Genomic DNA, 23,933 nt, shown 5'->3' with positions numbered 1-23,933 from the left:
CGTAACTTTGCACCTCGTAAGGTTATGAAAAGTGTCATGAATATAACGACTCTCATGTGCGCGGCCATTGCCGCCGCTGTGTTTTTGCCGGCAGAAGCAGCCGGCACCGGTATAGAGAATCCTGTTGAGGGACGGTCGCTTGCCGACACATCCCGTGTGGTCGACCTCGACGAGGTCCTTATCATCACCCAGCCTAAGGAGAGTTTCCGACTGCGCCAGCAGCCTCTCAGCTCTTCCATGTATTCTGCCCGCGACCTGTCGGCTATGGGAGCGCGCGACCTTCGGGAGCTGTCGGCATTCGTGCCGTCGTTCACAATGCCCAGCTATGGCTCCCGCTATACCTCGTCGATGTATGTGCGGGGAATCGGAAGCCGTGTCAACAGTCCGGCCGTGGGCATCTATGTCGACGGGGTTCCGGTGATGAGCAAGAGTGCTTTCAATCAGCATTACTATGCCATAGACCGTGTGGATGTACTGCGCGGGCCGCAGAGCACCTTATACGGACTGAACACCGAAGGCGGGATGGTGCGTATGTACACTCGCAACCCGTTCTCCTATCAGGGCACGGACATGGAACTTGGATGGGGCACGCGTGGTTGGCGGAATGCCGAACTGACCCATTATAATAAGGTGAACGACAGGTTTGCGTTTTCCGCTGGTGGCTTTTACGACGGACAGAACGGATTCTTCCGCAACCAGACGACGGGCGACCGTGCCGATAAGTTTAATGAGGCGGGTGGCAGACTTCGCCTGATGTGGCAGCCGACGCAGCGCCTCTCGCTCGAGGGGTTTGCTGATTACCAGTATGTAGACCAGAACGGATTCCCCTATGGGCAGCTCAACCTTGAGACCGGAGAGGCCGATTCTCCCGCTTCCACCTATCAGGGCTCTTACCGCCGCAATACGATTGTCTCTGCTCTGAATGTCGGCTTCAAGGCCAATCACTTCGATTTGCACTATACAACGAGCTATCAATGGCTGAAGGATTACATGATGATGGACCAAGACTATTTGCCTGCCGACTACATGCACTTGAGGCAATGGCAGCTGCAGAACGCCATGACGCATGAGCTTTCATTAAAAAGCAACCGCCCGGTGGGCGGTTTTTGGCACTGGACCCTCGGCGTTTTCTTCTCTGCTCAGTGGCTTCGTACGGACGGGCCGGTATTCTTTGACGCTGATATGACCAACAGGATGTATGGCATGCTTCAGCCGATGATAGAACCGATGATGTATCATGCCATCCTTGACGCCTTCACAAGACGCATGATAGGACAGGGTGTTCCTCCTGCGGCGGCACCTGCCGCCGCCGCTGCCGCCATCGAAAAGGCCGGTGGGGTACATGTTACGGGCGTGGAGATGGGGGCTCCCGGCATCTATCGCACTCCGCAGTTCAACCTTGGATTCTATCATGAGTCGAACTTCGATGTTACCCGCAACCTCACCGCTACGCTCGGTCTGCGCTATGATTGGACGCATGCGAAGATAGCCTATGAGGCTTCTACCTTCATAGGAGTGCGTGCGAGCGTGCTTGGCAAGGACGCCACGCGCTATCTTACCTCGTCGATCTCCGACCTTCTGAAGGACAACTTCAATCAGTTACTCCCCAAATTCGGCCTCACCTACAGGTTCCGGGACGGCAATGTATATGCCACCGTTACCAAGGGCTATCGTTCAGGCGGCTACAATATCCAGATGTTTGCCGACATTCTTCAGAACGATGTCATGGGAGCTGTCCGTGCCCGGCGGATTGACATGGGGCAGTTTGCCAGCGGCGATATCAATATCGAACATACGGAAGCCGACTATCAGGATATAGCCAAGACCATCTCTTATGAGCCGGAGGTGAGCTGGAACTATGAGGCGGGTACTCATCTGAATCTCTTTCAGCACACTCTTCAACTCGACCTCTCTGCCTTCTACATGCAGGTGCGCAACCAACAGATAGCCATCATGGCACCGGGCTTCAGCTACGGGCGCATGATGACCAATGCCGGCAAGAGCTATAGTGCAGGCATGGAGGCCGTCCTGCATGGCGCGGCCTTTGACAATCATTTCGACTGGTCGCTCTCTTATAGCTTCACGCATGCCAAGTTTAAGGAGTACATGGACCAACAGACCCTGAACGGGGCGCCCGTTGCGCTCGACTATAGTGGCAACTATGTGCCCTATGTGCCGCAGCATCAGCTGGCAGCACTTGCCGACTATCGTTTTGACATCGGCGGCTCGTGGCTCAGGAATATCACCATCGGAGCGAACATGAACGCACAGGGAAAGACCTACTGGAACGAGGCCAACAGCTATTCTCAGAAGTTCTATGCGCTGCTCGGCGCCCATGCCGACGCCGACTTCGGCCCCGTGAAGCTCTGCCTCTGGGCCCGGAACCTGACCAGCGCGAACTATAACACCTTCGCCGTCGGCAGCAGTGCCACCCGCAGACAGGAGTATTTTGCGCAGCGAGGCACCCCGTTCCAAATGGGCGTAGACTTAAAGTTCCACTTTTGAGAACCTATTTTGATTGATTTTCTGGCAGTCTCGCAGGGAGACTGCCCTTTTCCGTTGAGAGACAAATGGCGGGCAGCTTATTTCACGAGAGCCTCGCAGAGCCTGCGCTGATAGACATGCGCGTCGAGCACCGACATCTCCGAGTCCATGATGGCAAAGGCCAACAGATGGCCGTTGCTGCCCTCGCAGTAGCCCGCCAGCGAGCTAATGCCGTAGGGGTGGGAGAGCGTTCCGGTCTTCGCCCGAATCTTGCCGCGCGTGGCCGGATGAGTCATCATGCGGGCAAGGGTACCGTCGGTGCCGGCCAGCGAGAGCTGGTCGTGGAGCAGTCGGTAGATGGGCTTGCGATGATAGCCGTAGCGGAGCACGGCCGTGAGCACCTTCGGCGAGAGCCGGTTGTGGGTGCAGAGTCCGCATCCGTCGTGTATCACGAGGTCTTTTGCCATGAATCCGAGATTCTGGCGGAGGAATTTTCGCAGATAGCTCACGCCGCATGCCGTGGGTTCTCCTTGCCGGTTCACCCGGTGCCCGATGGTGTAGAGCATGGCCGTGGCCTGCGTATTGGAGCTGTTTTTCCACATGCGCCGGGTAATCATGCTGATGGGGCGCACATATTTATAAATGAGCCTCGAGCCGCGGGGCAGCCTTCCCCGCACTATCTGGCTGTCGGCCACTTGTATGCCCTGTGCCCTCATGGCCAGCTTCAGCTCTCGCATCACGCGCGGAGAGCCCTTATAGAGGAGTCCGTATTTGGAGAAACTCAAATCCCACGGATACCAGTGGGCTTCGCTCTTCACGGGCTCCGTGATGACGAGGTCGGCTATCAGCCGCCCGTCTATCTTGCGGATACCCCTCTTTTGGAGAGCCCGGGCAAAGCGGCTGAGGTCTGCGGGGTTGAGCTGGGGGTCGAGGCTGCCCTTGAAGGTGGCATCGCCGTGTAGCGTGTCATCCGCCACGGAGCCCCGTACATATATCGAGGTCTCATAGTGGTAGCCGCTGCCGAGCAAGTGCAGACCCGCCACCCCGCTCAGCAGCTTCAGGCAGGAGGCCGACGGGAGAGACAGGTTCTCGTTGACGCCATGCACCGGTTGGTCGGCCGTGAGGTCGAATACATAGAAGGCAAACTGCCCTTTCGCCCTCGGCGTTTCTGCAAACCGGGCAAGGCGCGTCTTCAAGGCGGTGTCGATCTGAATGGTGTCTTTCTTTGTCGTTTCCGGTCTCGTGTCTTTGTTTTTTCCGCTTCCGCTACAGCCGGCGAGCATGCCGGCAACGGCTGCAATACAGGCTGCCCTGCTTAGTTTATAGAGATAGTGATTCATTTTCATATCTGTTTACGGGATGCAAAAATACAAATAAAAAACGAGAAGCATGCTGTCCGGAATCCTAATAAACCTGAAAGTTTCCTTGTTTTGCGTTCCGAAGCGGGATTACACGATGCGTGTAACAGGATTACACGCTGCTTGTAACGAGGTTACACACCGCTTGTAATCCTGCCGCCCCTTGTCTTTTGCAGCGGCAACGGAAACAAGCGGAGTTTCAAGAAGAGGCATAAAAACATTCATATTTTCATAAAACCTTGTTTTTTAAGGTGTTCGTTTGCCGATTTTTTATTATATTTGCAACTATGTTTACAAATATATTGTCTAAAGGCATGATGAAAACAACAAAGAGACTCTTGCTTGCGCTCTTCCTGACGGCCGTCGTGGTTTCGTGCGGCGACAAGAGTCAGAAAGAGTTCGGCCGGCTGTTAACAGAACTGGCAGGGCAGGATGAGACCGTAGACCGGGCCGACTGGCAGCGGATAGCCGACTTTCTGGACAAGAACAAGGCCCACTTCAGCGACCTCTACGACGGGAACGGGCTGAAGGCGGAGGCCGTGAAGGAATATATACAGGACTTCTTCGACCACAGGCGCCCTGCCAAGGATATCAGCTTTGCGGGCATCGATGAGGAGCCGCTGTCGTTCCGCATCTTCCTGGAGCAGAGCGGCTCGATGACGCCTTACGACTCTCCGAGCGGCGACGGTTCGTTCAAGGCGGCCGTGATGGCCCTTCAGAACAATCTGCCCGGTAAGGCCGAGGTGGAGCATATAGGAGAGAAAGGGTATACCGACTTCCGCTCCATCTTCGACGATTTGCTGAATAATACGAAGGAAAACGAGATAAGCATCCTCGTTACCGACATGATCTATTCGGTGAAGGACATGCAGGGCGTGAATCCGCAGAAGGTGTTCAGCGAGGCGCAGGGCATGATCAACTCCGTGTTCAAGGAGGCGGTGGAGAAGAAAGCCATGCTCGTGGTGAAGATGAATGCCTCGTATAACGGGCCTTATTATAGCTACGACAACTCGGTGCGGCAGTATAACGGCCGCCGGCCCTATTACATCGTGGTCGTGGGCGATAATCGCAACATGTCCCGCCTGACGCACGATCGCCAGCTGGCTGCCTTTGCCGACTTCAAGGCTCTTCGTGGCTACGAGAACATGTATCTCTATGAAGCCCGCCATTTGTATGCGCCTTATTACTCGCTCTTATTGAGCAACGACGATATTCGCGGACGCTTCCAGCCGGAGCGGGGACAGGAATCGCGCATTACGAGTATCGGAGGCGTGGAACTCGACAAGAACAGCGGCGATCTGCAGCTGGCGCTTGCCGTAGACTTGAGTGGCATGCTCATCGACGAGAGGTATCTCACCGACGCCTCCAACTATGAGGTGGAGAGTAGCGACGCGGTGAAGATCAGGAAGATACGCCGTGTAACGCCTAAGGATGCCACGCCCGCCGAGAGGAGATATCTCGGCAAGTCCACTCACATTTTTGTGCTCTCGATGGGCGGATTTACCCACGATCAGGAGGTGAAAATCAAGCTCATGAATCGTCTGCCCAAATGGATAGCGGAAAGTTCCACGGACAATGACCTGTGCGTGGACAGCCACACCACCTTCGGCCTTCGCTATCTGCTGGAGGGAATCTATGATAGCTACAAGCACATGAGCGACGGCGAGCCGGAATATTTTGAATTTGAACTGAACTTGGAAAGATAAGATGAAGAAGGGAATGTTTTTAGTTGCGGGAGCAGTCATCACGCTGCTTTACCTGCTGCTCGGGACTCCTCTCTATGAGGCACTCTATTACGAGCGGGAATTCTCTAACGAGATGTATAACGAAAACTTGTATCTCACGGTTTCCATCGTTACCACCCTGGTGGCATGGGGCTTTGCGGGTATCTATTATTATGTGGTCAACAGCGTGAGCTTCTCACGCTGGTATCACTGGCTCATCGTGCTCATAGCGGCATGCATAGCGGCTCCGCTCATCAATTTTGCCTATCCCGTCTCCATCTTCAAGGGGCTGGGCTATGACTTCAGCGCGCAGCTCTTCAGTTTCTGCATGGTCGACCTGGCTATCGAGGCGATACTCTTTATCGTGGTGTCGTTCTCCATTCGCTGGTGGTCGTCTAACTGCCGCCATACACCGATACCAGAATAAAGACCGACGACTATGAGACTTTTTATATTCTTAGTGGGGGGAACGGGAAGCCGCGTCATGCGGCCTCTCATCATGCAGTTGGCTGCCGGCATCCATCCCCTGAACGAGACGGGACAGCCCATGCCGCTCGAAATAGTGCCTATCATCGTCGACCCTCATAAGGCCAACCAGGACCTGAAGCGCACGGAAAACCTGCTGCGCTGGTATAAGCAGATTCGCCAGCAGCTCTACGGCGACTCGGCAGAAGTAACCCGGGGATTTTTTTCGGCGAAGATATCCACCCTCTCAGACATCATTCCCAACGGATCGGGCCTCAGCGACACTTTCCTCTTCAACATGGGGAGCATCGCCTCGAAGAAATTTCAGGACTTCATCTCCTACAGCACGCTCGACTCGGCCAACCAGGCACTGGCCTCGATGATGTTCTCCGGCTATCAGCTGGACACGAAAATGGATATCGGATTCGTGGGAAGTCCCAACATTGGCAGCGTGGCACTGAACCAGTTTAAAGACTCAGAGGAGTTCCGCCAGTTCTCGAATGTGTTTCAGAAGACCGACCGCATCTTCATTGTGTCGAGCATTTTCGGTGGAACAGGGGCGGCGGGATACCCGATCATCGTGAAAAACATCCGTAACGCGGGTCGCAATGCGGCCATCAATAACCGCGGAGACTTGCGCGACGCGAAGATAGGAGCACTCACCGTGCTGCCTTATTTCAATGTGCAGCAGGACGAGAACAGCCCCATCTCGAGGGCCGATTTCATTTCGAAGACCAAGAGTGCGTTGTTCTATTACCACGATAACTTGACAGGATTGCGCGAGGACGGGGTAGATCTGCCGTTCTCGAAAGTCAATGCCTGCTACTATCTGGGAGATGAGGTGCCGTCGAATCCTTACTTCAACGACCCCGGCGGTAACGGTCAGCGCAACGATGCTCATGTAGTGGAGTATGTGGGAGCCTTGTCGGTGCTCGACTTTCTCTCTATTCCCGACGACCAGCTCGTTACCGTGGACGGTAATGCGCGGAGCCCGATTTATAAGGAATACGGGCTCTCCGAAGACAAGGGCATGCTGAGTCTGAAGACCTTTGCCCTCTCGACGCGTTCCTTGGTCAATCGTCAGCTCGTCAAGTTCCACCTTGCCTATATGTACATCACGCATCAGTTGAAGCAAGATATCGGGCGAGGATATACCGAGGACAAGCCTGAAATAGGCAACGGATTCCTCTCCACCTCGTTCTTCAACACCCTGACGGCCAGCTTCTTCGTGGCTTATCGCCAGTGGCTGAAGGAACTGCGGGGCAATCATCGTGCCTTCATTCCCTTTAACCTCGACACCGAGAAGCTCAGCGAAGCTATCTCCGGAATACAGCCGAAGAGTGGACTCTTTAAGTCGGCCATTGACTACAAGACCCTCCTGTCGGCCCTTAACAAGGCATCACAGCAGGCCATGAAGACCAATAAGTATGGGAGCGACCGTGTGGCATTCAAGCTTCTCGACCTGCTGGACGAGACGCTCGACCAGTTGCTTGATGAAAAATATAATGGAATCGTATAATGAGTAAGATATTAAGCTATAACAATAAGACCACCGGTGAAGGGTGGATACCGTTGAACACGCAATATAGTGCCGATGAAATCGACATGATCAGCGACCCTAACGGAGGACTTTCCCAAAAGCCGCGCACGGCTATTCCGTCTCCGTTTGCCCAGATGGATCTTGTGAAGAACGCCTTTTCTCGTCTGGCGTCGCACGCCGCCCTGCAGGGAGAGGCCATGGATGAGAAACTTGTGTCTAATGCCCTTGATATTGCGCAGCTCTTCTTTTCATATCCGGAACTGAAGAACCAGCTCCATATCATCGAGTGGAACCGTGATGTGGAGTTGCCCAGGTTGCTGTCCGATCCGCAGCATAAGCTCTTTGGCGAGACTCTGAAGATGTTTCTGGAGCAGGACAAGGAAGCATTTAACTTCGACAGGATGGATCGGCTTTATTTCCTCATCTACGGTAATCAAGTTGTCGGGAGTACATCGCCGGTAACCCTGTTTATGCCTTCGCCCAATGCGGAGCCCCATTGCGTCCCGTTGCCGGTGGAGCAGAATGTGAACCTCTTCGACTTTTGGCGTCCGCTCCATGTGCGCGACGAGAAGTTCGTTATGTATATCTATGCGCTCTTCACGGCTTATCCAGAGCTTAAAAGGAGTTGTGGCGAGGTGAATCATTACCTCATTACCAGCTTTCAGATGCTCCCGCAAGCCCTTCGCGACGCGATTCTCAAGGAGATAGGAAATCCCGAAGCCATGGATATGCGGGCCGTGGAGCATGCGAAGGGTTATCTGGATGCTAACTTCCGGCAGATGGATGAGGGAGTCCAAGTGCTCGGCGTGCCTTTCTACTGTGTCCGTCAGGAAGATGTCTTGAAGGCTATTGAGAACAGCGACTTTGTCATTGTTCCGACGCGTGAGGTGGGAGAAAGGCTTCCTTTGGTGCTCCAGAACCACTTGAACGCACCGCAGACCGATCCGTTCCTTTATATCACGACGGCCTGGACCGATGCTACAGTCATCACTCCGGCAGACTATGCGCCGGAACCTGATAAGCGCGTGCTCCCTGCCACGAGTCATCTGTATCCCTGGGTTACGGCCGACGACTTCTTCCAACCGTCGCTCATCAAGCTCGATTACCGCATGGACGGCGACTGTTTCTTTGACGGAAACCTGTCGATGGGCTCGCGCGAGACCGACGACTGCGACTTCGTGCTGCCCCTGAAGCCGCTCTTCTTTAAATATTTTAATGTGAATGACCTATGGGGAACCATCGGCGGGAGGCCTAAGTTTGAACTCGTCCATACGCAAACAGGCTCCATGGAAAGCGTGAAGGCGATCCTTCGCGTTCCGGTAAGGAAGCAGGGCAAGTATATCACGCTGGAGCGCACCTATGTAGCGGCCCATAATGTAGACCTCGGTTATGACATGAAGAACGATCGGGGATATTTCATCACCGTGCCGTTTGCGCTGAGCGTGTTCCCGTTTGTGCATACCCAGGGCTTAAAGCAGTATAATGTTCAACTGATAGATCGTGCCCTCGGCATGCTTGAGAACTATCGCCTGGATCTTGATTTTTACAAGAACGGATATCGTAATCAGGTTCCCAACAATGAAATTATTGCCCGTGAGCGTAGCTTGAAGTCGGAGAAGCGTGTGGGAAGTTGCTATTATAAGCTAGCTGGCGATTTCGATTACATCAATGTCTCGCTCACCGATGAGCGGGGAAACAAGGTGGCCGAGGGAGCTATTTGCCCCAAGTGGCCCGACTATATACCCGGCCATGACGCCTTCACATTCGCCGTAGACTTCGGTACGACCAACACCCATGTGGAGTGTATGAAGGGCGACGACATGCCGGATCCGCTGAGGATAGACCTGGCAGGGAGAAACCGGATGCTCGCGACTTTGTATAATGGCTCGCAGGTGCTCTATGATGTCATTATCAAACAGGAATTCCTGCCTAAGGAAATAGGCGAGGACTACGGCTTCCCACAGCGCACGGTGCTCTCGGAGTGCGAGCGCATGGATGCCGCGAATGTTGACGATATCGTGGCTTTGGGAGATGCCGACATCCCGTTCATCTATGAGAAGGAGAGCATAGGCTATGGCAATCGCATCGTGCCGAACCTGAAATGGTCGACGGAGATAGCCACGGGCAAGCGCATTCGTGCCTATCTGACGGAGATAGCCTTGCTGCTTCGCACGAAGGTGCTCCTTGAAAACGGAGATATAGCCAAGACCCGCCTCGTGTGGTTCTATCCCCTGAGCATGAAAGTGGGCAATATCCGCAAGCTGGGAGAGACCTGGTCGAAGATCTTCAGCGAGGTATTCGGGATTCAGGCGACGGAGGCCAATCTCATCCAAATGCCCGAGAGCGTGGCTCCCTATTATTTCTATAAATGCTCCAGCCAGTTCCGGGGCGCGGCTTCTACCGTCGCGAGCATCGACATAGGTGGCGGTTCGAGCGATGTCGTTGTCTTCGAGTCGAACGCGCAGCAGCCAGCCTTTCTCACATCTTTCCGTTTTGCGGCCAATGTGCTCTTCGGCGACGGCTTCTCCGAGGTGCCTCATGGCGATACCAATCCGATGCTCGTGAGATATGTGGATTACTTCCGCCGGCTCTTCGACAGCGACGATGACAAGTATGGAGAGCTCAACGGCATCCTCGATGATATCATGGCCAAGCGCAAAAGCGAGGATATCAACGCTTTCTTGTTCTCGGTGATTAATAATAAGGTGGTGAACGGAAACGATGTATTCTCTTACAACATGCGCCTGAACGAGGACGGCGACCGCAAGATAGTCTTCATCTACTTCTATGTGGCGCTCATCCACTATGTGGCCTGCATGATGAAGCATCGCAGGCTGGAGAAGCCGCGCAGCGTGATGTTCAGTGGCACGGGCAGTAAGGTGCTTGATATCGTAGGCTCGCAGCGCGATCTTGACCTGCTTACCCAGACTGTTTTTGAGCGTGTCTACGGTGAGCGGTATGATGCCGATGGGTTCTCCGTGGTGATGGAGAAGAACGAACCCAAGCAGATTACCTGCCGTGGGGCCCTCATGCAAGTGCGCGACGGCATGGGATGCCAGCATGTGGCGGAACTGAACAAGCTGATGGACGACTTTGATAGTCATTTGAAGTACAACTATTCTATGCTCCCCTTGGAAGCGCTCCGATATGAAGACATGGACCGTGAGGATGTGCATGCGGCAATCGTGCGGCAAGTGAGGGAATTTAACGACCTCTTCCTGCAATTGTGCGAGGATATCCACATCGTCGATCGGTTCCTCGTAGAGAATCGTTCGCTCGTCAGATTCCGGGAACTCGTCAACAAGGATCTGGAGCATCATTTGATTAACGGTTGGAACTTTGTGAACAAGAATCAGGAAGACAGGAATGGATCTGACCTGATAGAGGATACGGTGTTCTTCTATCCGATTATCGGTAGCATCCGCGACAATCTCATCGAGCATTTGACAGATTGACGACTATGTTTGGAAGAAATCAGGAAACGGAAGAAACCAGGAAGGTTATCAGCGACTTGCGACAATCCCAGGAATCCATCTGGGAAGAGCTGAAGAAGCTGAAGAAGCAGGTGGAGACTCTTCAGGAAAGTCTCGCCGCGAAGGAGAGGGCGGAGGAGAAAGAAGCCTTACTTGAGACTTCTGACTCCGAGCCGGCGGCGGGCGTACTCACTTCTTTCAGCCCCGAGCCCTCACGGCTCCAGCCCCGGTCCCGGGTGTTCTATCTTGCCGCGCCGACGGCCGACGGCCTTTTTGTCCGGCAGAGTGCCACGGAACAGATCGGGAAGAGCATCTACAAGCTCGTGTCGGCGGATGGCGTGAATGGCAATTTCATCTTGCTGGACACCCCTGATGCCATTGCGACGGCGATGATCAGCGTCTCGCAGTTCGTGAAGTCGGTGTGCAAGGTGAACGGCAACATCGCTTCGATGCCCCGGCATATCATCACCGAGGAGGAGGGCGTCGCCACCCGGGATGGCGAAGGATGGCGCATGGTGCGCAAGGCAGTCGTAAGATTTGAGTGAAAATATGGAAATAAAGTGCCCGAAATGTAGATATAGGTTTGAGGTCTGGCGAGGTTCGGGGGTGCGCGAGCTGTCTTGCGTGTGCCCCCGTTGCGGCACGCCTTTCAGCTATGAACTACCCGAAGACGAACCCGCAGCGCATGCAGCTGAGGTTACAGACGGCGAGGAAGAGCATTACAAGCCGTCTGTAATCGCATTACAAGCCGTTGGTAACAAGGCAGGAAGCGGTCTTCAGCAAGATAAGATGCCATCGCCGGCCCCGGCGGCAGAGAAGTCAACAGCCCCTCCTGTTGGTCCGCAGCCTTATTCGACGGGGCCGCGCCCGGATACAGGCACCGTTCGGAAGAAGAAAAGCCCTTTCGGTTGCGGCTTCAAGGGTTGTCTAATTGCACTTCTGGCCCTTTTTGCGCTTATTCTATTCGGGCCTCACGCAGGTCATTCAGACGAGTCGTATGTGGCGGAAGACGCTGCGGGAGGCACGACCGTGGAAGCCATAGAGGAGATTCCCGTGGATTCATTTGACACCTCGGTAACCAAGCAGGATGCCCGGCCTACTCCCGATTGGGTTTTCGGGAGGTGGCAGATTGCCACGGAATATGGCAATATCGAGGTGCACATAGCTGACAAATGGATTAGTGAGACATCGGACGGAGGTACGAGCCACGCTACTTTCTACTATACTCCCGGCCAGTTGAACTGCTTCTTCTCAGACGACGGGCACCAAGTGAAGACCTACTATCGGCTTGATGAAGACAAGCATCTTATTGATGCAGGCGAAGGAATGTGGATGACGAAGAAAAGTGATCATTGACCGACAGATACTCCGTCTGGCCGTTCCTTCGATAATTTCGAACATCACGGTGCCCCTTCTGGGACTTGTCGACCTTGCCATTGTCGGCCATATGGGCCATGTGCAGTATATTGCCGCCATAGCGATTGGGTCGATGATCTTCAATATTATCTATTGGCTTTTCGGCTTCCTTCGCATGGGAACGAGCGGAATGACCTCGCAGGCTCTTGGGAAGAGGAACCTTCCGGAGCTGATGCGCCTTTTCCTGCGCTCGTTTTCCGTGGGACTGCTCATCGCCCTCTGTTTCCTGGTTTTTCAGTGGCCGCTCCGCTGGTTGTCGGTAACGCTCATGCATCCGTCGACCGAGATAGTGCCGCTTGTCCATGTCTATTTTAATATATGTATATGGGGAGCTCCGGCGGTGCTGGGCCTCTATAGCATGACAGGCTGGTTTGTGGGCATGCAGAACACACGCATACCGATGGCGGTAAGCATCCTGCAGAACATGATCAACATCGTGGTTTCCCTTGCCCTGGTGTTCGGATTCGGCATGAAGATAGAGGGCGTAGCTCTTGGCACAGTCGTGGCGCAGTGGTCGGGGCTGCTGATGGCTCTTGGGTTATGGTTCAGGTATTACCGCAAACTTCTTAGATACGGCGCTGGTTGGCGGGGGGTGTTCGTGCGCAATGCCATGTTGCGCTTTTTTAGTGTCAACCGCGACATCTTCTTCCGTACGGTTTTCCTCGTGGCGGTAAATCTGTTCTTTACCTCTTTCGGTGCTCGCCAAGGCGACTTGATCCTTTCCGTCAATACCCTGCTGATGACATTTTATACGCTTTTCTCCTATGTCATGGATGGCTTTGCGTTTGCCGCGGAAGCCTTATGTGGCAAAGCCTACGGTGCCGGCGACGGTAGACAGTTCCGCAAGGTGTGCCGCCGGTTGGCTTTCTGGGGTGTTCTGATGGTAGTGCTGTTCACCCTTGTTTATGCCGCGGGAGGTCGTTCGTTCCTCGGGCTGCTTACTGATGAGGTATCGGTCATCGATGCCGCCATGCCTTATTTCCTTTGGGCGCTGCTCATTCCATTGGCAGGAGTGGCAGGCTTCATTTACGACGGCATCTTCATCGGCATCACGGCCACTCGCGGCATGCTTGTGTCTTCGTGCGTTGCAGCGGCTTGTTTCTTTGTTTTCTATTTTCTCCTTGTCAGTTTCCTCCATAACCACGCCCTCTGGTTGTCGCTCATCGCCTACCTTCTCATGCGTGGAGTGAGTCAGAAAATATATCTGGATAAAACATGCGGGATATAAAGCGGAATTTCGTATATTTGCAATAAAAATCTTAGGAACGCATGGAAATCGTATATATTGCGGTCGGATTGGTCGTAGGAGGCCTGATGACCTTTTTGTGGATGAATGGAAAGAAGCGTGAAGTGGAGACTGCCTTGAGGCTTTCCGAGCAGGGCAAAGAGCACGAAATCCAGTTGAAAGAAGAATTGCAGGCCAAATTCAACATGGCGGAAGCCGAGCTTCGCGACCTGAGTGGCAAGCTCACTCAGGCCAAAGTGGACCTGGGCAGCATGCAGTCGCAGTTGGAAGCGGAGCGGAAAAGTACCAGCGAGGAGAACAAACTCCGCCGAGAGCAGTTCGAACAACAATTGAAGACCCTTCACGAGCAGTTTTCCAATTTGGCACAGGAGGTTCTCGACAAGACTTCCGACAAGTTGAAGACGCAGAATGTGAACTCCATCGACGCGGTTACCAAGCCCTTGAAAGATAAGGTAGCTGAACTTCAGGAAGCCATTAAGAACACAAATGAGAAGACGGTAGAGACCACCTCTTCCATCACGGAGCAAATCCGGCAGATGATGTTGCAGACACAGCGCATGGACAAAACGGCCACCCGCCTTTCGAATGTTATGCAGGGCGGCAACAAAATACAGGGCAACTGGGGTGAGCACACGCTTCGCAATTTGTTGCTTGCCCAGGGAATGCGAGAGGGAACGGACTTCGATTTGCAGGTAACGGTTACGGCTGAAGGTACTGATAGTTACCGTCCTGACGCCGTGTTGCATTATCCGAACGGAGAGGATGTGTTCATCGACGCCAAGATGTCTATCGATGCCTACAAGCATTTCGTGGAGGCTGAGGACGACGCAAGCCGCAAGGTCTATGCCAAGAAGGTGGTCGAGAGTGTCAAAGGGCAATATAAGAATCTGATGGGAAAGGATTACAGTCGTTTCGTAAAGGAAGGTCGGACGGCGGTAGATTTCGTCATTATGTATGTTCCTTATGAGGGTGCACTCCAGTTGAGCTTCAAGGAAGACCCGAATCTATGGAGCGAAGCGTTTAACAACAAGGTCTTTATTACCAGCCAGGAGAATCTGATGGCTGTTCTCAAAGTCATTGACATCGCATGGAGACAGTATCAGCAGGCTGAGAATCAGAAGCAGGTTTTCCTGTTAGCCGATGAACTCCTCAAGCGCGTGGGCAAGTTTATCGGTGAATACCAGAAGATGAAACGAAATCTTGACACTTTTACCAAGTCGTTCGAAGGTCTGGACACCACCGTTTCCGGTCGACAGGGCATCGTGCAGAAAGCCAACCAGATGAAGAGTTTGGGTGTCAAGGAGAATGTGAATTATCCGATTCCGGTAGACACGGCAGCCCCCGCGGAGCTCCCCGAGGAAACTTAGCGGGAGACAGAATGATTTTCCTCCTCGGTGCTTTCTGCCCGCAGCCTGCCCGCCTTCCGCAGCAGGTCTTTCACCACTTCGCCGCCGATGATGAGCCCCGCCGCCGCGGGAACGAAGGCGTTACTTGCCGGAATGCTTCGGCGGCCGCGGCCGTTGCCCCGTGATTCTGCCACAGGTTCTTCATTTTGCAGCGGTTTCAATGGCTCTTCTTCACTATAAACCACCTTGAGAAAGGGGATTCCGAGCTTACGAAGTCTTTTTCGGATGACTTTTGCAAGCGGGTCCACATTGGTCTCGTAGATATCAGCCACACGGAAGGCCGTAGGATCGAGTTTGTTGGCTGCGCCCATGCTTGAAATAAGGGGGACGCCAAGGCTGTAGCAACGTCTGGCAAGCTCAATCTTTGCCGTTATCGTATCGATGCAGTCCACCACATAGTCGAATTGGCGGAGGTCTACCTCTCCGGCATTCTCTGGCAGATAGAATATGGGGTGTTTGCCGACCGTGCAGTCGGGGTTAATGTCGTGTATGCGGGCTTCCGCCACCTCCACCTTGTATTGTCCCACGGTGGAAAGGAGCGCGAGAATCTGTCGGTTGACATTGGTTATGCACACCCGGTCGTTGTCGAAGAGGTCTATGCTGCCCACGCCGCTTCGTGCCAAAACCTCCAGGGCATGTCCGCCCACGCCGCCAATGCCGAAAACGGCCACGCGCGAGGCAGCCAGCGTTTCCATGGCGGGCTTGCCTAACAAGAGCTGGACTCTGGAAAACTGATTCTGCATCTTTACCTTTTCTTTTTCTATTTGCAAAGGTACGAAAAATTAAAGGAACCCCTTTCTTTCATCCGGAATTTTTATTTTCTGAGAATAAGCCATCCTTCAGGGCTGCCCGTCAGTGGCGCGGCTCCGGAGTCTGCCTGCTTTTAAGGATATCCTTCGTGGCTATGGCCCGAAGTAGACCCTCTAACGCTGACATCGTATTTTTGTTTTTAGAAGGTCGGGCGGATATTTCCGCAAAAACAGCAGATTGATTTCAAGGTCTCGTGGGCGGACCGGGGAATTCCTGAATTTCTGTCTCCATGAACTTCCACTGCGATGTTTTGAGGTTTACATGTCCATTGGGCCGGAATTCCACGCCTTCTCTCTCCAGGAGCGCTCGCTGTCCGGTCCATCCCGGGACAAGGCGGCCGCTTCCGTTCACAACCCTGTGGCAGGGCAGGCGGAGTTCTCGCGGCGTGCCGTGCAGCACATGACCTACAAGGCGGGAGTTCTGCGGGCGACCTGTCAGGAACGCTATCTGGCCGTAAGTAACCACCTTTCCCCGTGGGATGGCGGCTACCACATGGTAAACTTCCTGCCGGAATTTTTCGGTTGACATATTCATTCTGCCGACAAATATAACTTTTTTATTTTTAAAAGATAACTTTTGCGGGAATTGTTTCCTGCTTTCTCCGATTTTTCTTAATTTTGTCTGCAATTATGGAAAATATCACCTTAACGCCAATGAGAAAAGGAATCGTGGGAGTGCAATTCCTCTTCGTCGCCTTCGGGGCGACCGTTCTCGTGCCGCTGCTCGTGGGGCTCAGTCCCGCCACAGCCTTGTTTACAGCAGGATTAGGTACTTTCATCTTTCATCTCGTAACGAAAGGGAAGGTGCCTATTTTTTTAGGTTCCAGTTTCGCGTTCATCGCCCCTATCATCGCTGCTTCCCAGCAGTGGGGAATGCCGGGCACGCTTGCGGGCATAGCAGGGGTGGCCCTGGTCTATTTCATCGTGAGCGCACTCATCCGCTGGCAGGGGAAGAAGTTGCTCGACAGGCTGTTTCCTCCGGTGGTCATTGGCCCCGTCATCATCCTCATCGGGCTGACTCTCTCGGGCTCGGCGGTGAATATGGCAAAGGAGAACTGGACTCTCGCCTTCGTCTCGCTGATATCGGCTATCCTCGTGCTCACTTTTGCCCGGGGCCTTCTAAAGCTCGTTCCCGTGGTGTGTGGATTGATTGTGGGTTATATCGTGGCCCTCTGCATGGGCGTGGTAGACCTGAGTGGCGTTGCCGCGGCTCCGTGGTTTGCCCTGCCGCCGTCGATAGCCCACCTTCAGATACCCCAATTTGCGTGGGAGCCGTTCCTGTATATGATACCCGTGGCCATCGCTCCCGTCATTGAGCACATCGGCGATGTGTATGTCGTGGGGGCGGTTGCGCAAAAGGATTTCGTGAAAGATCCGGGACTTCACCGCACGATGCTGGGCGACGGACTGGCCTGTCTGGCGGCATCATTCCTTGGCGGACCTCCGGTAACCACCTATAGCGAGGTAACGGGGGCGATGTCGATTACGAAGGTAACCCATCCTCAGGTCATCCGCATTGCTGCCCTCACGGCCATTGTCTTCTCGGTCATTGGCAAGCTGTCGGCTTTCCTGCAGTCGATTCCGAGTGCCGTGCTCGGCGGCATCATGCTCCTGCTCTTCGGGACGATAGCCAATGTGGGCATCCAGAATCTCGTGCAGAACAAGGTGAACCTGAATGTAACCCGCAACACCATCATCATTTCCGTAACCCTCACCCTTGGCATCGGGGGAGCCGTCTTGAACTTCGGCAGCTTCTCGTTGGGCGGTATCGGGCTGAGCGCCGTGGTCAGCGTGCTGCTCAACCTGCTGTTGCCGCACGACAAGGACGAAGAGGCTGCTCCCAGCCTGATAGAGGAAAAGAGTGTGGAATCATAGTTCTGTAAACAGGCATAGGGCGATGGAATTCAAGGACAGGGATCAGTTTTCGGACTTTGAAGAATACTGGCGGGCCAACAAAGGGCGGCTCATGCTCGACGCGCCGCGGCATCTGAAGACCGAGCGCGACAACAGCGGCAAGTTCAATACGGCGGGCGACTGGCTTCTGGCACCGCTCCCCATTGTGGCGATGATATTGTTCATGCGGGCAGGATGGATAGCGAACGAACTGCTGAGCCTTGTCGCGGCCATCGCGATAGGCGTGGTGATCTATGTGCTCGGCGAGATGGCGAAACCTTATGTAGCGGGCAAACGCTCGGTGATGGATATCGACCGCGACATCAAGGAATACTTTCGCCGGGAATGGGAGGCCGGCGAGGCCTCTTGAGCGAGACCCGGAAAGCTGTCCCGACGAGGGCTGCCTTTTTGCTTATCAGCGATTTCCCATAAGGGCATTCACGGTCGGCCCAATGACAAAATCGCCGAAATCGTGGGACGAAATCGCCGAAATTGTCCGACGAAGTCGCCGATTTTGTAAAGGAAAAGATGGCTTTCGGAAAAAGAGAAAGCCGCCTCTGGGTTTTTCAGAAGCGGCTTTTCTTGTTAATCTTTGGGCACGGGATAGTTGTATTGGTCGAAATATTGGAGTTCCCGGCTCGGTATATTCACGCTCTCGATGCTGATCTGGAATGAGAAGTTTGGGTTCAGATTATATTTGATGGCTCCTCCTATGCGGTCGCCATAGCCGTAGATGTCATAGTCCATGGGGGCATAGTAATATCCCGTTCGGGGATAGCGGAATCCGTAGCTCATGTTGCTTGCGACCTGTTTCTGCACCCAGGCGTAGGCTTCCCAGTGCTCGTTGAACCGATATCCGAGGGCCGCATAGACAGCTCCTTGTCTGTATGAGTCGCCGCTCCACAGGATATTGCTGACCGTGCCGCCGGCTGCCAGCCACAGCTTGTCGGTCAGCGGTGTGAGATAAGTGGCGTTGAGGCGTTGCCCGAAGCCGGCTCCGTGGCGGCGGTTCTTGCCGAATTGCGTCATTACCGATAGGCTCAGGTCCACATTCAGTCCCTTGTGCCATCCCCAGCCGTAGGCATAAGGCCCAATAGGGCCTGACAGGCAGGTGGAGTCTTTCTGCGCCTTTGTCGTTAAGCAAAGCAAAGAAAATATTACAATCAGTAATTTTTGTTTCATACAAGCAAAGTTACTTAAAATAATGGAATTTATTTTGTCTGTTAATGTTTTTATGTTATTTTTGTCGTAAATTAAAACTGTTAGGGTATGAAAAAAGCAGCTTTTGCGATATTTGCAGCCATGTGTATGGTGGCGACTTCTGCCTCTGGTCAGACCGGTAAGGCAGCAAAGAACAAGACATTGAAGGAAAATGTGAATGGCATTTGGAATCAGATGAAGAGTGATGCTACGGATGCGTCTCAGAAAGTGAAGGGAGCTCTTGGTCTTGAAGACCGCCATGTGGACGAAATCAAGATAGACGGCGCCTACTATATGCCTATCTATAGCGTCAATCTTTATAAGAAGGAAGAAGGGGAGGCGCTGAAGCTGGCATGCGAGAAAGCCTTCAAGGCGCGTTATCCGCAGGCTGTTGTAGTGGCCAAGGCGATCCCCCAGGAAGACTGGCTGACGGAGCCCGTGAAGCAGAACAAGGCGGTCGTGGGGTATTCGGAGACGCTTTACTGCTATATTCTGGCAAAGGATGGAACCGATGGATACATCAATGCGAAGTTCGAGTTCCGGCGATATAAAAAGGTGGGAGACAGCTATGCTCCCGTGTCAGGCAAGTGGCCCTCATGGGAACGCACGGATGCCATCCCCAACACGGCATACAAACAACTTATTGACAAACAGTAAGAATCGATAAATCAAGAGAAGAGATGAATTTCTTTAAGGCGTTGTTCGGAGGAAGGGAGGAAACCTCCGAGGAGAAAAAACAGGAGGAGCAGGCGCGTAATTTTGATGTCTTGAAGTACGACGGAGTAAAGGCCTTGCACATGAATCAGTGGCAACAGGCCATCAGGTGCTTCGTGCATGCCCTCGAAATACGGGAAGACCTTGAGTGTCGAGACTATCTTTCGCAGGCCTTCATTCAGAATAATGAACTCCTTCCGGCGTTCGAACAACTCCGGAAACTGGCCGAGGCACAGCCTGACAATGAGGAAATATATCTTCGCATGGCACATGTTGCGTTCATGATGGAGGACTATGGCGCGATGGCACACGCATGCGAGAATGCTCTTTTGATAAACAAAGACGATCCGCGGGCACTCTATCTCTATGCCCGTGCCTGTAGGGGGCAGGGCGACCGGACGAATGCGGTGGCAATGCTCACCAAGGCCATCACCTTGCGGGAAAACCACGGGGACGCCCATCTGCTGCGAGGGGAAATCCTCCTGGAGGTGAATGACGCGGAGGGGGCTGCCCAGGACGCGGACTATCTGATGGAACACGACCCGGAGAATGAGGATGCCTTGTTGCTCAAGGCACGGGTTCTCGAGGCGCAGGGAATGCACGACGAGGCGGTCGGTATATATAATAAGGTGATAGAACTCAACCCTTTCTGCATAGCCGCGTTTAAGGAAAGAGGCGCGATAAGGCTTGGTTTGGGCGACAAGAGAGGAGCGGAGGAAGACATGAATGCCGTTCTTGAGCTTAATCCGGTTCAAAACGAAGGAACGGGAAAAGAAGATATTCAGCAAAAGACGGAGGATGCCTATCGGAATATCAACCCTTTTGGGCTATAGGAAGGACGATCGAAAGAATTTTATAAAGAAATCTTTTGAAATGTTTGTGGAAACCAAATAAAAACACTATTTTTGCAATAATAAACAGAAAAAGCAAGGAATCATGATGAAATTATACGCATCTTTTTACTACTTTTATTTTTACTTTGCAAGTAATTGTGAAGCGGGAAGTTGCGTGTAGATTTCAACTTATGGTAAAATAAAGAAACTAAAAAGGTCCCGCTTCATGTAATTTGGAGCGGGATTTTCCATACTGAAGACGAAATGAAGCGAATTGCCATCCAAGGACTCAGGGGCTCTTTCCACGATATAGCAGCCCATCAGTATTTCCCGGAAGAACAAATCCAGCCGATTTGTTGCGCCACTTTCGAACAGATTTTCGAGAATATCAAGCGTGATCCCACGGTGATAGGACTGATTGCCATCGAGAATACCATCGCGGGAAGTTTGCTGCACAACTATGACTTGTTGCGGGCTTCGGACACAACCATCGTAGGAGAATACAAGCTTCATATACAGCATTGCATCTGCTGTCTGCCCGATGACGACTGGGATACCGTCAATGAGGTGCACTCTCACCCCGTTGCCTTGATGCAATGCCGTTCTTTCCTGGCGAGACATCCCGCGATGAAGGCCGTGGAAAGTGAGGATACGGCAGGGAGCGCGGAGTATATCAGCAGGAATTTGTGTAGGGGGTGGGCTGCCATTTGCCATTCGGATGCCGCCAAGATGTACGGACTGAGAGTGCTGGAAGATCATATAGAGGACAATAAGCATAATTTCACGCGCTTCCTCATCGTGTCGGACCCTCGGAAGGCAGACTTTCTCCGACCGTTGAACAGTTCGAATAAGGCAAGCCTCGTGTTCTCCCTTCCTCATTCGGAGGGTAGTCTTTCCAAGGTGCTGACAATCCTTTCTTTCTACGATATCAACCTTACGAAGATACAGTCTCTGCCTATTATCGGACACGAATGGGAGTATCTGTTCTATGTGGATGTTACCTTTGAGGATCTGACTCGCTACCGCCAGTCGATTGACGCGATAATCCCATTGACCAAAGAACTAAAGATTATTGGAGAATATGAACAATGTTAGACCAGCCGATCGCGTATCGCACATCGAGGAATATTATTTCTCTCGCAAGTTGAAGGAGGTCGCCCGGCTCAACGCGGAGGGCCGGAACATCATCAGTCTTGCCATTGGCAGTCCGGATATGCCGCCCTCAGGGCAGACGATCGCAAAACTTTGTGAGGTGGCCCGTAATCCGGATGCGCACGGATATCAGCCGACCATCGGGACACCGGAGCTTCGCGAAGCAATGGCCGGCTTCTACAGAAAGTGGTATCAGGTAGATTTAGACCCGAAAAGCGAGATTCAACCTCTGATTGGAAGCAAGGAAGGCATACTCCATGTAACGCTTGCCTTTGTGAACCCAGGTGAAAAGGTGCTGGTTCCTAATCCGGGCTATCCCACCTATACATCGCTCAGCAAGATTCTGGGGGCAAAGATCGTGAACTATCATCTTCGTGAGGATAACGGATGGCAGCCTGACTTCGAGGAACTTGAAGCGATGGATCTGGCGGATGTGAAGCTCATCTGGACCAATTATCCCAATATGCCGACGGGTGGAAATGCCAGCATGGAAACCTATGAGAGGCTTGTTGGATTTGCAAAAAAACACCGTATTGTCGTGGTGAACGATAATCCTTATTCCTTGATTCTCAACGAGCGCCCCCTCTCATTATTGCAAGTGCCCGGGGCAAAGGACTGCTGCATTGAGCTCAATTCCATGTCCAAGAGTTTCAATATGCCGGGGTGGCGTGTCGGATTGTGTGCCTCGAACGCGACCTTTATCAGCTGGATACTGAAAATCAAGAGCAATATAGACTCCGGAACCTTCAGGGGAATACAGCTCGCGGCCGCAGAAGCCTATAATACCAATAGCCCGGAGTGGCACCATGAGTATAATGTGGAGGTCTATAAGCACCGTCGCCGTATTGCGGAAAAGATCATGGAGACCCTCGGATGCAGTTTCGACACCCGCCAGGTGGGAATGTTCTTGTGGGGAAAGATACCTGACTGTTACGGGAATGTAGAGGAACTGACGGAGCGCGTGTTGCATAAGGCACGGGTTTTCATAACCCCGGGCTTTATCTTTGGAAGCAATGGGAATCGCTACATACGGATCTCGCTCTGCGCCAAGAATGAAAAGATGGAGGAAGCTCTTCGCAGAATCGAGGCGTTGGAGTGGTAGAGACAACAAGAAATGAAATGCCCGGATAGAGAACAAAATGAAAGATAAGCATATGGAATTAGATCTCCGACCTTTAAATTTACCGAGTGATAACGAGCGTCCGTTTGTGATCGCGGGGCCCTGTTCCGCCGAAACAGAGGAGCAGGTGATGTCCACAGCCCGGGAATTAGCCCGGAAAGGCTGTCATAACTTTCGTGCCGGTGTGTGGAAACCACGCACAAAACCAGGTGGATTCGAGGGAAAGGGCGAGGAGGCCCTGGGCTGGATGAAGCAGGTGAAAGAAGAAACCGGCATGCGCATAACTACTGAGGTCGCGAAGCCGGAGCATGTGGAGCTCTGCCTGAAATATGGAATAGACATCCTGTGGATAGGAGCCCGTACTTCGGCAAACCCCTTTGCCATGCAGGATTTGGCAGATTCCCTGCGGGGGGTAGACATTCCGGTCTTTGTCAAGAACCCTGTAAATCCGGATTTAGAACTCTGGATTGGCGCCATGGAGCGTATCAACCAGGCAGGTATCAAGCGTTTGGCTGCCATTCATCGGGGCTTTTCGAGCTACGACCAGAAGATTTACCGGAATCTTCCTATGTGGCAGATTCCAATGGAGCTGCACCGAAGGATTCCCGGTCTGCCATTGATTTGCGACCCGAGCCACATCGGTGGCCGTCGCGACTTGATAGCTCCCTTGTGCCAGCAGGCCATGGATCTTGGATTCGACGGCCTGATTATCGAGAGCCATTGCAATCCGGACGCCGCATGGAGCGACGCCAAACAGCAGGTCGCTCCTGATGTCTTGGATTACATTCTGAGCCTTTTGGTTGTCAGGGATGAGCATTCTACGACCGAGGGAATCACCCTCCTGCGTAAGCAGATTGATGAATTGGACAACGACTTGATGGAATTGTTGGCCAAGCGAATGCGGGTTTGCCGTGAAATCGGCCAATATAAGAAAGAGCATAACATGACGGTTTTCCAGGCAAACCGCTATAATGAGATCTTGGAAAAGCGCGGTGCGCAAGGCAGTTTGATGGGGATGGATGCAAAGTTTATAGCCAAGGTGTTTGAAGGCGTCCATGAAGAGAGTGTGCGTCAACAGATGGAGATAATCAATAAGTAGG

Annotated in this window: 20 protein-coding genes; 16 read left to right on the top strand and 4 right to left on the bottom strand. The window is 53.0% G+C overall.

What is annotated here, in order from left to right; translation table 11 throughout:
- Nucleotides 1-24: 24 nt before the first annotated feature.
- On the top strand, nucleotides 25-2,505 hold the full coding sequence (locus C7120_RS11540) for a TonB-dependent receptor (protein WP_233247100.1): 2,481 nt from the start codon (nucleotides 25-27) through the stop codon (nucleotides 2,503-2,505).
- A gap of 77 nt (nucleotides 2,506-2,582) precedes the next feature.
- Here C7120_RS11540 and C7120_RS11535 read toward each other — a convergent pair whose 3' ends face one another.
- The gene (locus tag C7120_RS11535; RefSeq protein ID WP_369916887.1) at nucleotides 2,583-3,824 is read right to left on the bottom strand and encodes a D-alanyl-D-alanine carboxypeptidase/D-alanyl-D-alanine-endopeptidase; all 1,242 of its coding nucleotides are present in this window, start codon (nucleotides 3,822-3,824) and stop codon (nucleotides 2,583-2,585) included.
- A 332-nt stretch (nucleotides 3,825-4,156) separates the two neighbouring features.
- Between C7120_RS11535 and C7120_RS11530 the strand changes: the two genes are divergently transcribed.
- From C7120_RS11530 to rmuC, 8 genes are all read left to right on the top strand, one after another.
- A complete protein-coding gene (locus tag C7120_RS11530; protein WP_107621813.1) occupies nucleotides 4,157-5,548 on the top strand; it encodes a hypothetical protein in 1,392 nt (463 codons plus the stop codon).
- A gap of 1 nt (nucleotide 5,549) precedes the next feature.
- Nucleotides 5,550-5,993: a hypothetical protein gene (locus C7120_RS11525; RefSeq protein WP_107621812.1), complete on the top strand. Its 444-nt coding sequence runs from the start codon at nucleotides 5,550-5,552 to the stop codon at nucleotides 5,991-5,993.
- 72 nt (nucleotides 5,994-6,065) lie between these two features.
- Nucleotides 6,066-7,550 (top strand): hypothetical protein, encoded by a 1,485-nt coding sequence (locus C7120_RS11520; protein ID WP_199220702.1) that lies wholly within the window; start codon nucleotides 6,066-6,068, stop codon nucleotides 7,548-7,550.
- Complete coding sequence (locus tag C7120_RS11515) at nucleotides 7,550-11,026, top strand: hypothetical protein (protein WP_107621810.1); 3,477 nt, start codon at nucleotides 7,550-7,552, stop codon at nucleotides 11,024-11,026. Before C7120_RS11520 ends, C7120_RS11515 begins: the two co-directional genes overlap by 1 nt.
- Before the next feature lie 5 nt (nucleotides 11,027-11,031).
- Nucleotides 11,032-11,589, top strand: a complete 558-nt coding sequence (locus C7120_RS14220; protein ID WP_233247098.1) for a hypothetical protein — start codon at nucleotides 11,032-11,034, stop codon at nucleotides 11,587-11,589.
- A gap of 4 nt (nucleotides 11,590-11,593) precedes the next feature.
- A complete protein-coding gene (locus tag C7120_RS11505; protein ID WP_146154264.1) occupies nucleotides 11,594-12,400 on the top strand; it encodes a zinc ribbon domain-containing protein in 807 nt (268 codons plus the stop codon).
- On the top strand, nucleotides 12,390-13,688 hold the full coding sequence (locus C7120_RS11500; protein ID WP_107621808.1) for an MATE family efflux transporter: 1,299 nt from the start codon (nucleotides 12,390-12,392) through the stop codon (nucleotides 13,686-13,688). The genes C7120_RS11505 and C7120_RS11500 overlap by 11 nt, the downstream gene beginning before the upstream one ends.
- Before the next feature lie 41 nt (nucleotides 13,689-13,729).
- Nucleotides 13,730-15,073, top strand: a complete 1,344-nt coding sequence (rmuC, locus tag C7120_RS11495) for a DNA recombination protein RmuC (RefSeq protein ID WP_107621807.1) — start codon at nucleotides 13,730-13,732, stop codon at nucleotides 15,071-15,073.
- Here rmuC and C7120_RS11490 read toward each other — a convergent pair.
- Both C7120_RS11490 and C7120_RS11485 read right to left on the bottom strand, forming a co-directional pair.
- Complete coding sequence (locus C7120_RS11490) at nucleotides 15,070-15,855, bottom strand: ThiF family adenylyltransferase (protein ID WP_107621806.1); 786 nt, start codon at nucleotides 15,853-15,855, stop codon at nucleotides 15,070-15,072. The genes rmuC and C7120_RS11490 overlap by 4 nt on opposite strands.
- 250 nt (nucleotides 15,856-16,105) lie before the next feature.
- Nucleotides 16,106-16,456, bottom strand: coding sequence for an MGMT family protein (locus C7120_RS11485; RefSeq protein ID WP_107621805.1), 351 nt, complete (start codon nucleotides 16,454-16,456; stop codon nucleotides 16,106-16,108).
- 95 nt (nucleotides 16,457-16,551) lie between these two features.
- Between C7120_RS11485 and C7120_RS11480 the strand changes: the two genes are divergently transcribed.
- Nucleotides 16,552-17,796 carry a uracil-xanthine permease family protein gene (locus C7120_RS11480; protein WP_107621804.1) on the top strand — a complete coding sequence of 415 codons (1,245 nt, stop codon included), beginning with the start codon at nucleotides 16,552-16,554 and terminating at the stop codon, nucleotides 17,794-17,796.
- 22 nt (nucleotides 17,797-17,818) lie between these two features.
- A complete protein-coding gene (locus C7120_RS11475) occupies nucleotides 17,819-18,184 on the top strand; it encodes a hypothetical protein (protein ID WP_107621803.1) in 366 nt (121 codons plus the stop codon).
- A 215-nt stretch (nucleotides 18,185-18,399) separates the two neighbouring features.
- Here C7120_RS11475 and C7120_RS11470 read toward each other — a convergent pair whose 3' ends face one another.
- The gene (locus C7120_RS11470) at nucleotides 18,400-18,996 is read right to left on the bottom strand and encodes a hypothetical protein (protein ID WP_107621802.1); all 597 of its coding nucleotides are present in this window, start codon (nucleotides 18,994-18,996) and stop codon (nucleotides 18,400-18,402) included.
- Between the two features lie 87 nt (nucleotides 18,997-19,083).
- Here C7120_RS11470 and C7120_RS11465 point away from each other — a divergent pair, with 87 nt between their 5' ends.
- The 5 genes from C7120_RS11465 (at nucleotide 19,084) to C7120_RS11445 (ending at nucleotide 23,932) form a co-directional block, all read left to right on the top strand.
- Entirely contained in the window at nucleotides 19,084-19,671 is a 588-nt protein-coding gene (locus C7120_RS11465) for a teichoic acid biosynthesis protein B (protein WP_146154263.1), read from the top strand.
- Nucleotides 19,672-19,694: 23 nt separating this feature from the next.
- Nucleotides 19,695-20,561, top strand: coding sequence for a lipopolysaccharide assembly protein LapB (locus C7120_RS11460; RefSeq protein WP_107621800.1), 867 nt, complete (start codon nucleotides 19,695-19,697; stop codon nucleotides 20,559-20,561).
- Nucleotides 20,562-20,825: 264 nt separating this feature from the next.
- Entirely contained in the window at nucleotides 20,826-21,656 is an 831-nt protein-coding gene (locus tag C7120_RS11455; RefSeq protein ID WP_107621799.1) for a prephenate dehydratase, read from the top strand.
- On the top strand, nucleotides 21,643-22,815 hold the full coding sequence (locus C7120_RS11450; protein WP_107621798.1) for a pyridoxal phosphate-dependent aminotransferase: 1,173 nt from the start codon (nucleotides 21,643-21,645) through the stop codon (nucleotides 22,813-22,815). Before C7120_RS11455 ends, C7120_RS11450 begins: the two co-directional genes overlap by 14 nt.
- 52 nt (nucleotides 22,816-22,867) lie before the next feature.
- Nucleotides 22,868-23,932, top strand: a complete 1,065-nt coding sequence (locus tag C7120_RS11445) for a bifunctional 3-deoxy-7-phosphoheptulonate synthase/chorismate mutase type II (protein WP_107621952.1) — start codon at nucleotides 22,868-22,870, stop codon at nucleotides 23,930-23,932.
- Nucleotide 23,933: the final 1 nt, after the last annotated feature.

This window comes from Prevotella sp. oral taxon 376, assembly GCF_003043945.1.
GTDB lineage: Bacteria > Bacteroidota > Bacteroidia > Bacteroidales > Bacteroidaceae > Prevotella.
The sequence above is the reverse complement of the archived record's forward strand: the minus strand, read 5'-3'. Positions and strand labels throughout refer to the sequence as shown.

What these genes read in the sequence shown, in the direction of transcription:
- C7120_RS11540 (WP_233247100.1), top strand. Translation starts at nt 25, where the DNA reads ATGAAAAGTGTCATGAATATAACGACTCTCATGTGCGCGGCCATTGCC.
- C7120_RS11535 (WP_369916887.1), bottom strand. Translation starts at nt 3,824, where the DNA reads ATGAATCACTATCTCTATAAACTAAGCAGGGCAGCCTGTATTGCAGCC.
- C7120_RS11530 (WP_107621813.1), top strand. Translation starts at nt 4,157, where the DNA reads ATGATGAAAACAACAAAGAGACTCTTGCTTGCGCTCTTCCTGACGGCC.
- C7120_RS11525 (WP_107621812.1), top strand. Translation starts at nt 5,550, where the DNA reads ATGAAGAAGGGAATGTTTTTAGTTGCGGGAGCAGTCATCACGCTGCTT.
- C7120_RS11520 (WP_199220702.1), top strand. Translation starts at nt 6,066, where the DNA reads ATGCAGTTGGCTGCCGGCATCCATCCCCTGAACGAGACGGGACAGCCC.
- C7120_RS11515 (WP_107621810.1), top strand. Translation starts at nt 7,550, where the DNA reads ATGAGTAAGATATTAAGCTATAACAATAAGACCACCGGTGAAGGGTGG.
- C7120_RS14220 (WP_233247098.1), top strand. Translation starts at nt 11,032, where the DNA reads ATGTTTGGAAGAAATCAGGAAACGGAAGAAACCAGGAAGGTTATCAGC.
- C7120_RS11505 (WP_146154264.1), top strand. Translation starts at nt 11,594, where the DNA reads ATGGAAATAAAGTGCCCGAAATGTAGATATAGGTTTGAGGTCTGGCGA.
- rmuC (WP_107621807.1), top strand. Translation starts at nt 13,730, where the DNA reads ATGGAAATCGTATATATTGCGGTCGGATTGGTCGTAGGAGGCCTGATG.
- C7120_RS11490 (WP_107621806.1), bottom strand. Translation starts at nt 15,855, where the DNA reads ATGCAGAATCAGTTTTCCAGAGTCCAGCTCTTGTTAGGCAAGCCCGCC.
- C7120_RS11485 (WP_107621805.1), bottom strand. Translation starts at nt 16,456, where the DNA reads ATGAATATGTCAACCGAAAAATTCCGGCAGGAAGTTTACCATGTGGTA.
- C7120_RS11480 (WP_107621804.1), top strand. Translation starts at nt 16,552, where the DNA reads ATGGAAAATATCACCTTAACGCCAATGAGAAAAGGAATCGTGGGAGTG.
- C7120_RS11475 (WP_107621803.1), top strand. Translation starts at nt 17,819, where the DNA reads ATGGAATTCAAGGACAGGGATCAGTTTTCGGACTTTGAAGAATACTGG.
- C7120_RS11470 (WP_107621802.1), bottom strand. Translation starts at nt 18,996, where the DNA reads ATGAAACAAAAATTACTGATTGTAATATTTTCTTTGCTTTGCTTAACG.
- C7120_RS11465 (WP_146154263.1), top strand. Translation starts at nt 19,084, where the DNA reads ATGAAAAAAGCAGCTTTTGCGATATTTGCAGCCATGTGTATGGTGGCG.
- C7120_RS11460 (WP_107621800.1), top strand. Translation starts at nt 19,695, where the DNA reads ATGAATTTCTTTAAGGCGTTGTTCGGAGGAAGGGAGGAAACCTCCGAG.
- C7120_RS11455 (WP_107621799.1), top strand. Translation starts at nt 20,826, where the DNA reads ATGAAGCGAATTGCCATCCAAGGACTCAGGGGCTCTTTCCACGATATA.
- C7120_RS11450 (WP_107621798.1), top strand. Translation starts at nt 21,643, where the DNA reads ATGAACAATGTTAGACCAGCCGATCGCGTATCGCACATCGAGGAATAT.
- C7120_RS11445 (WP_107621952.1), top strand. Translation starts at nt 22,868, where the DNA reads ATGGAATTAGATCTCCGACCTTTAAATTTACCGAGTGATAACGAGCGT.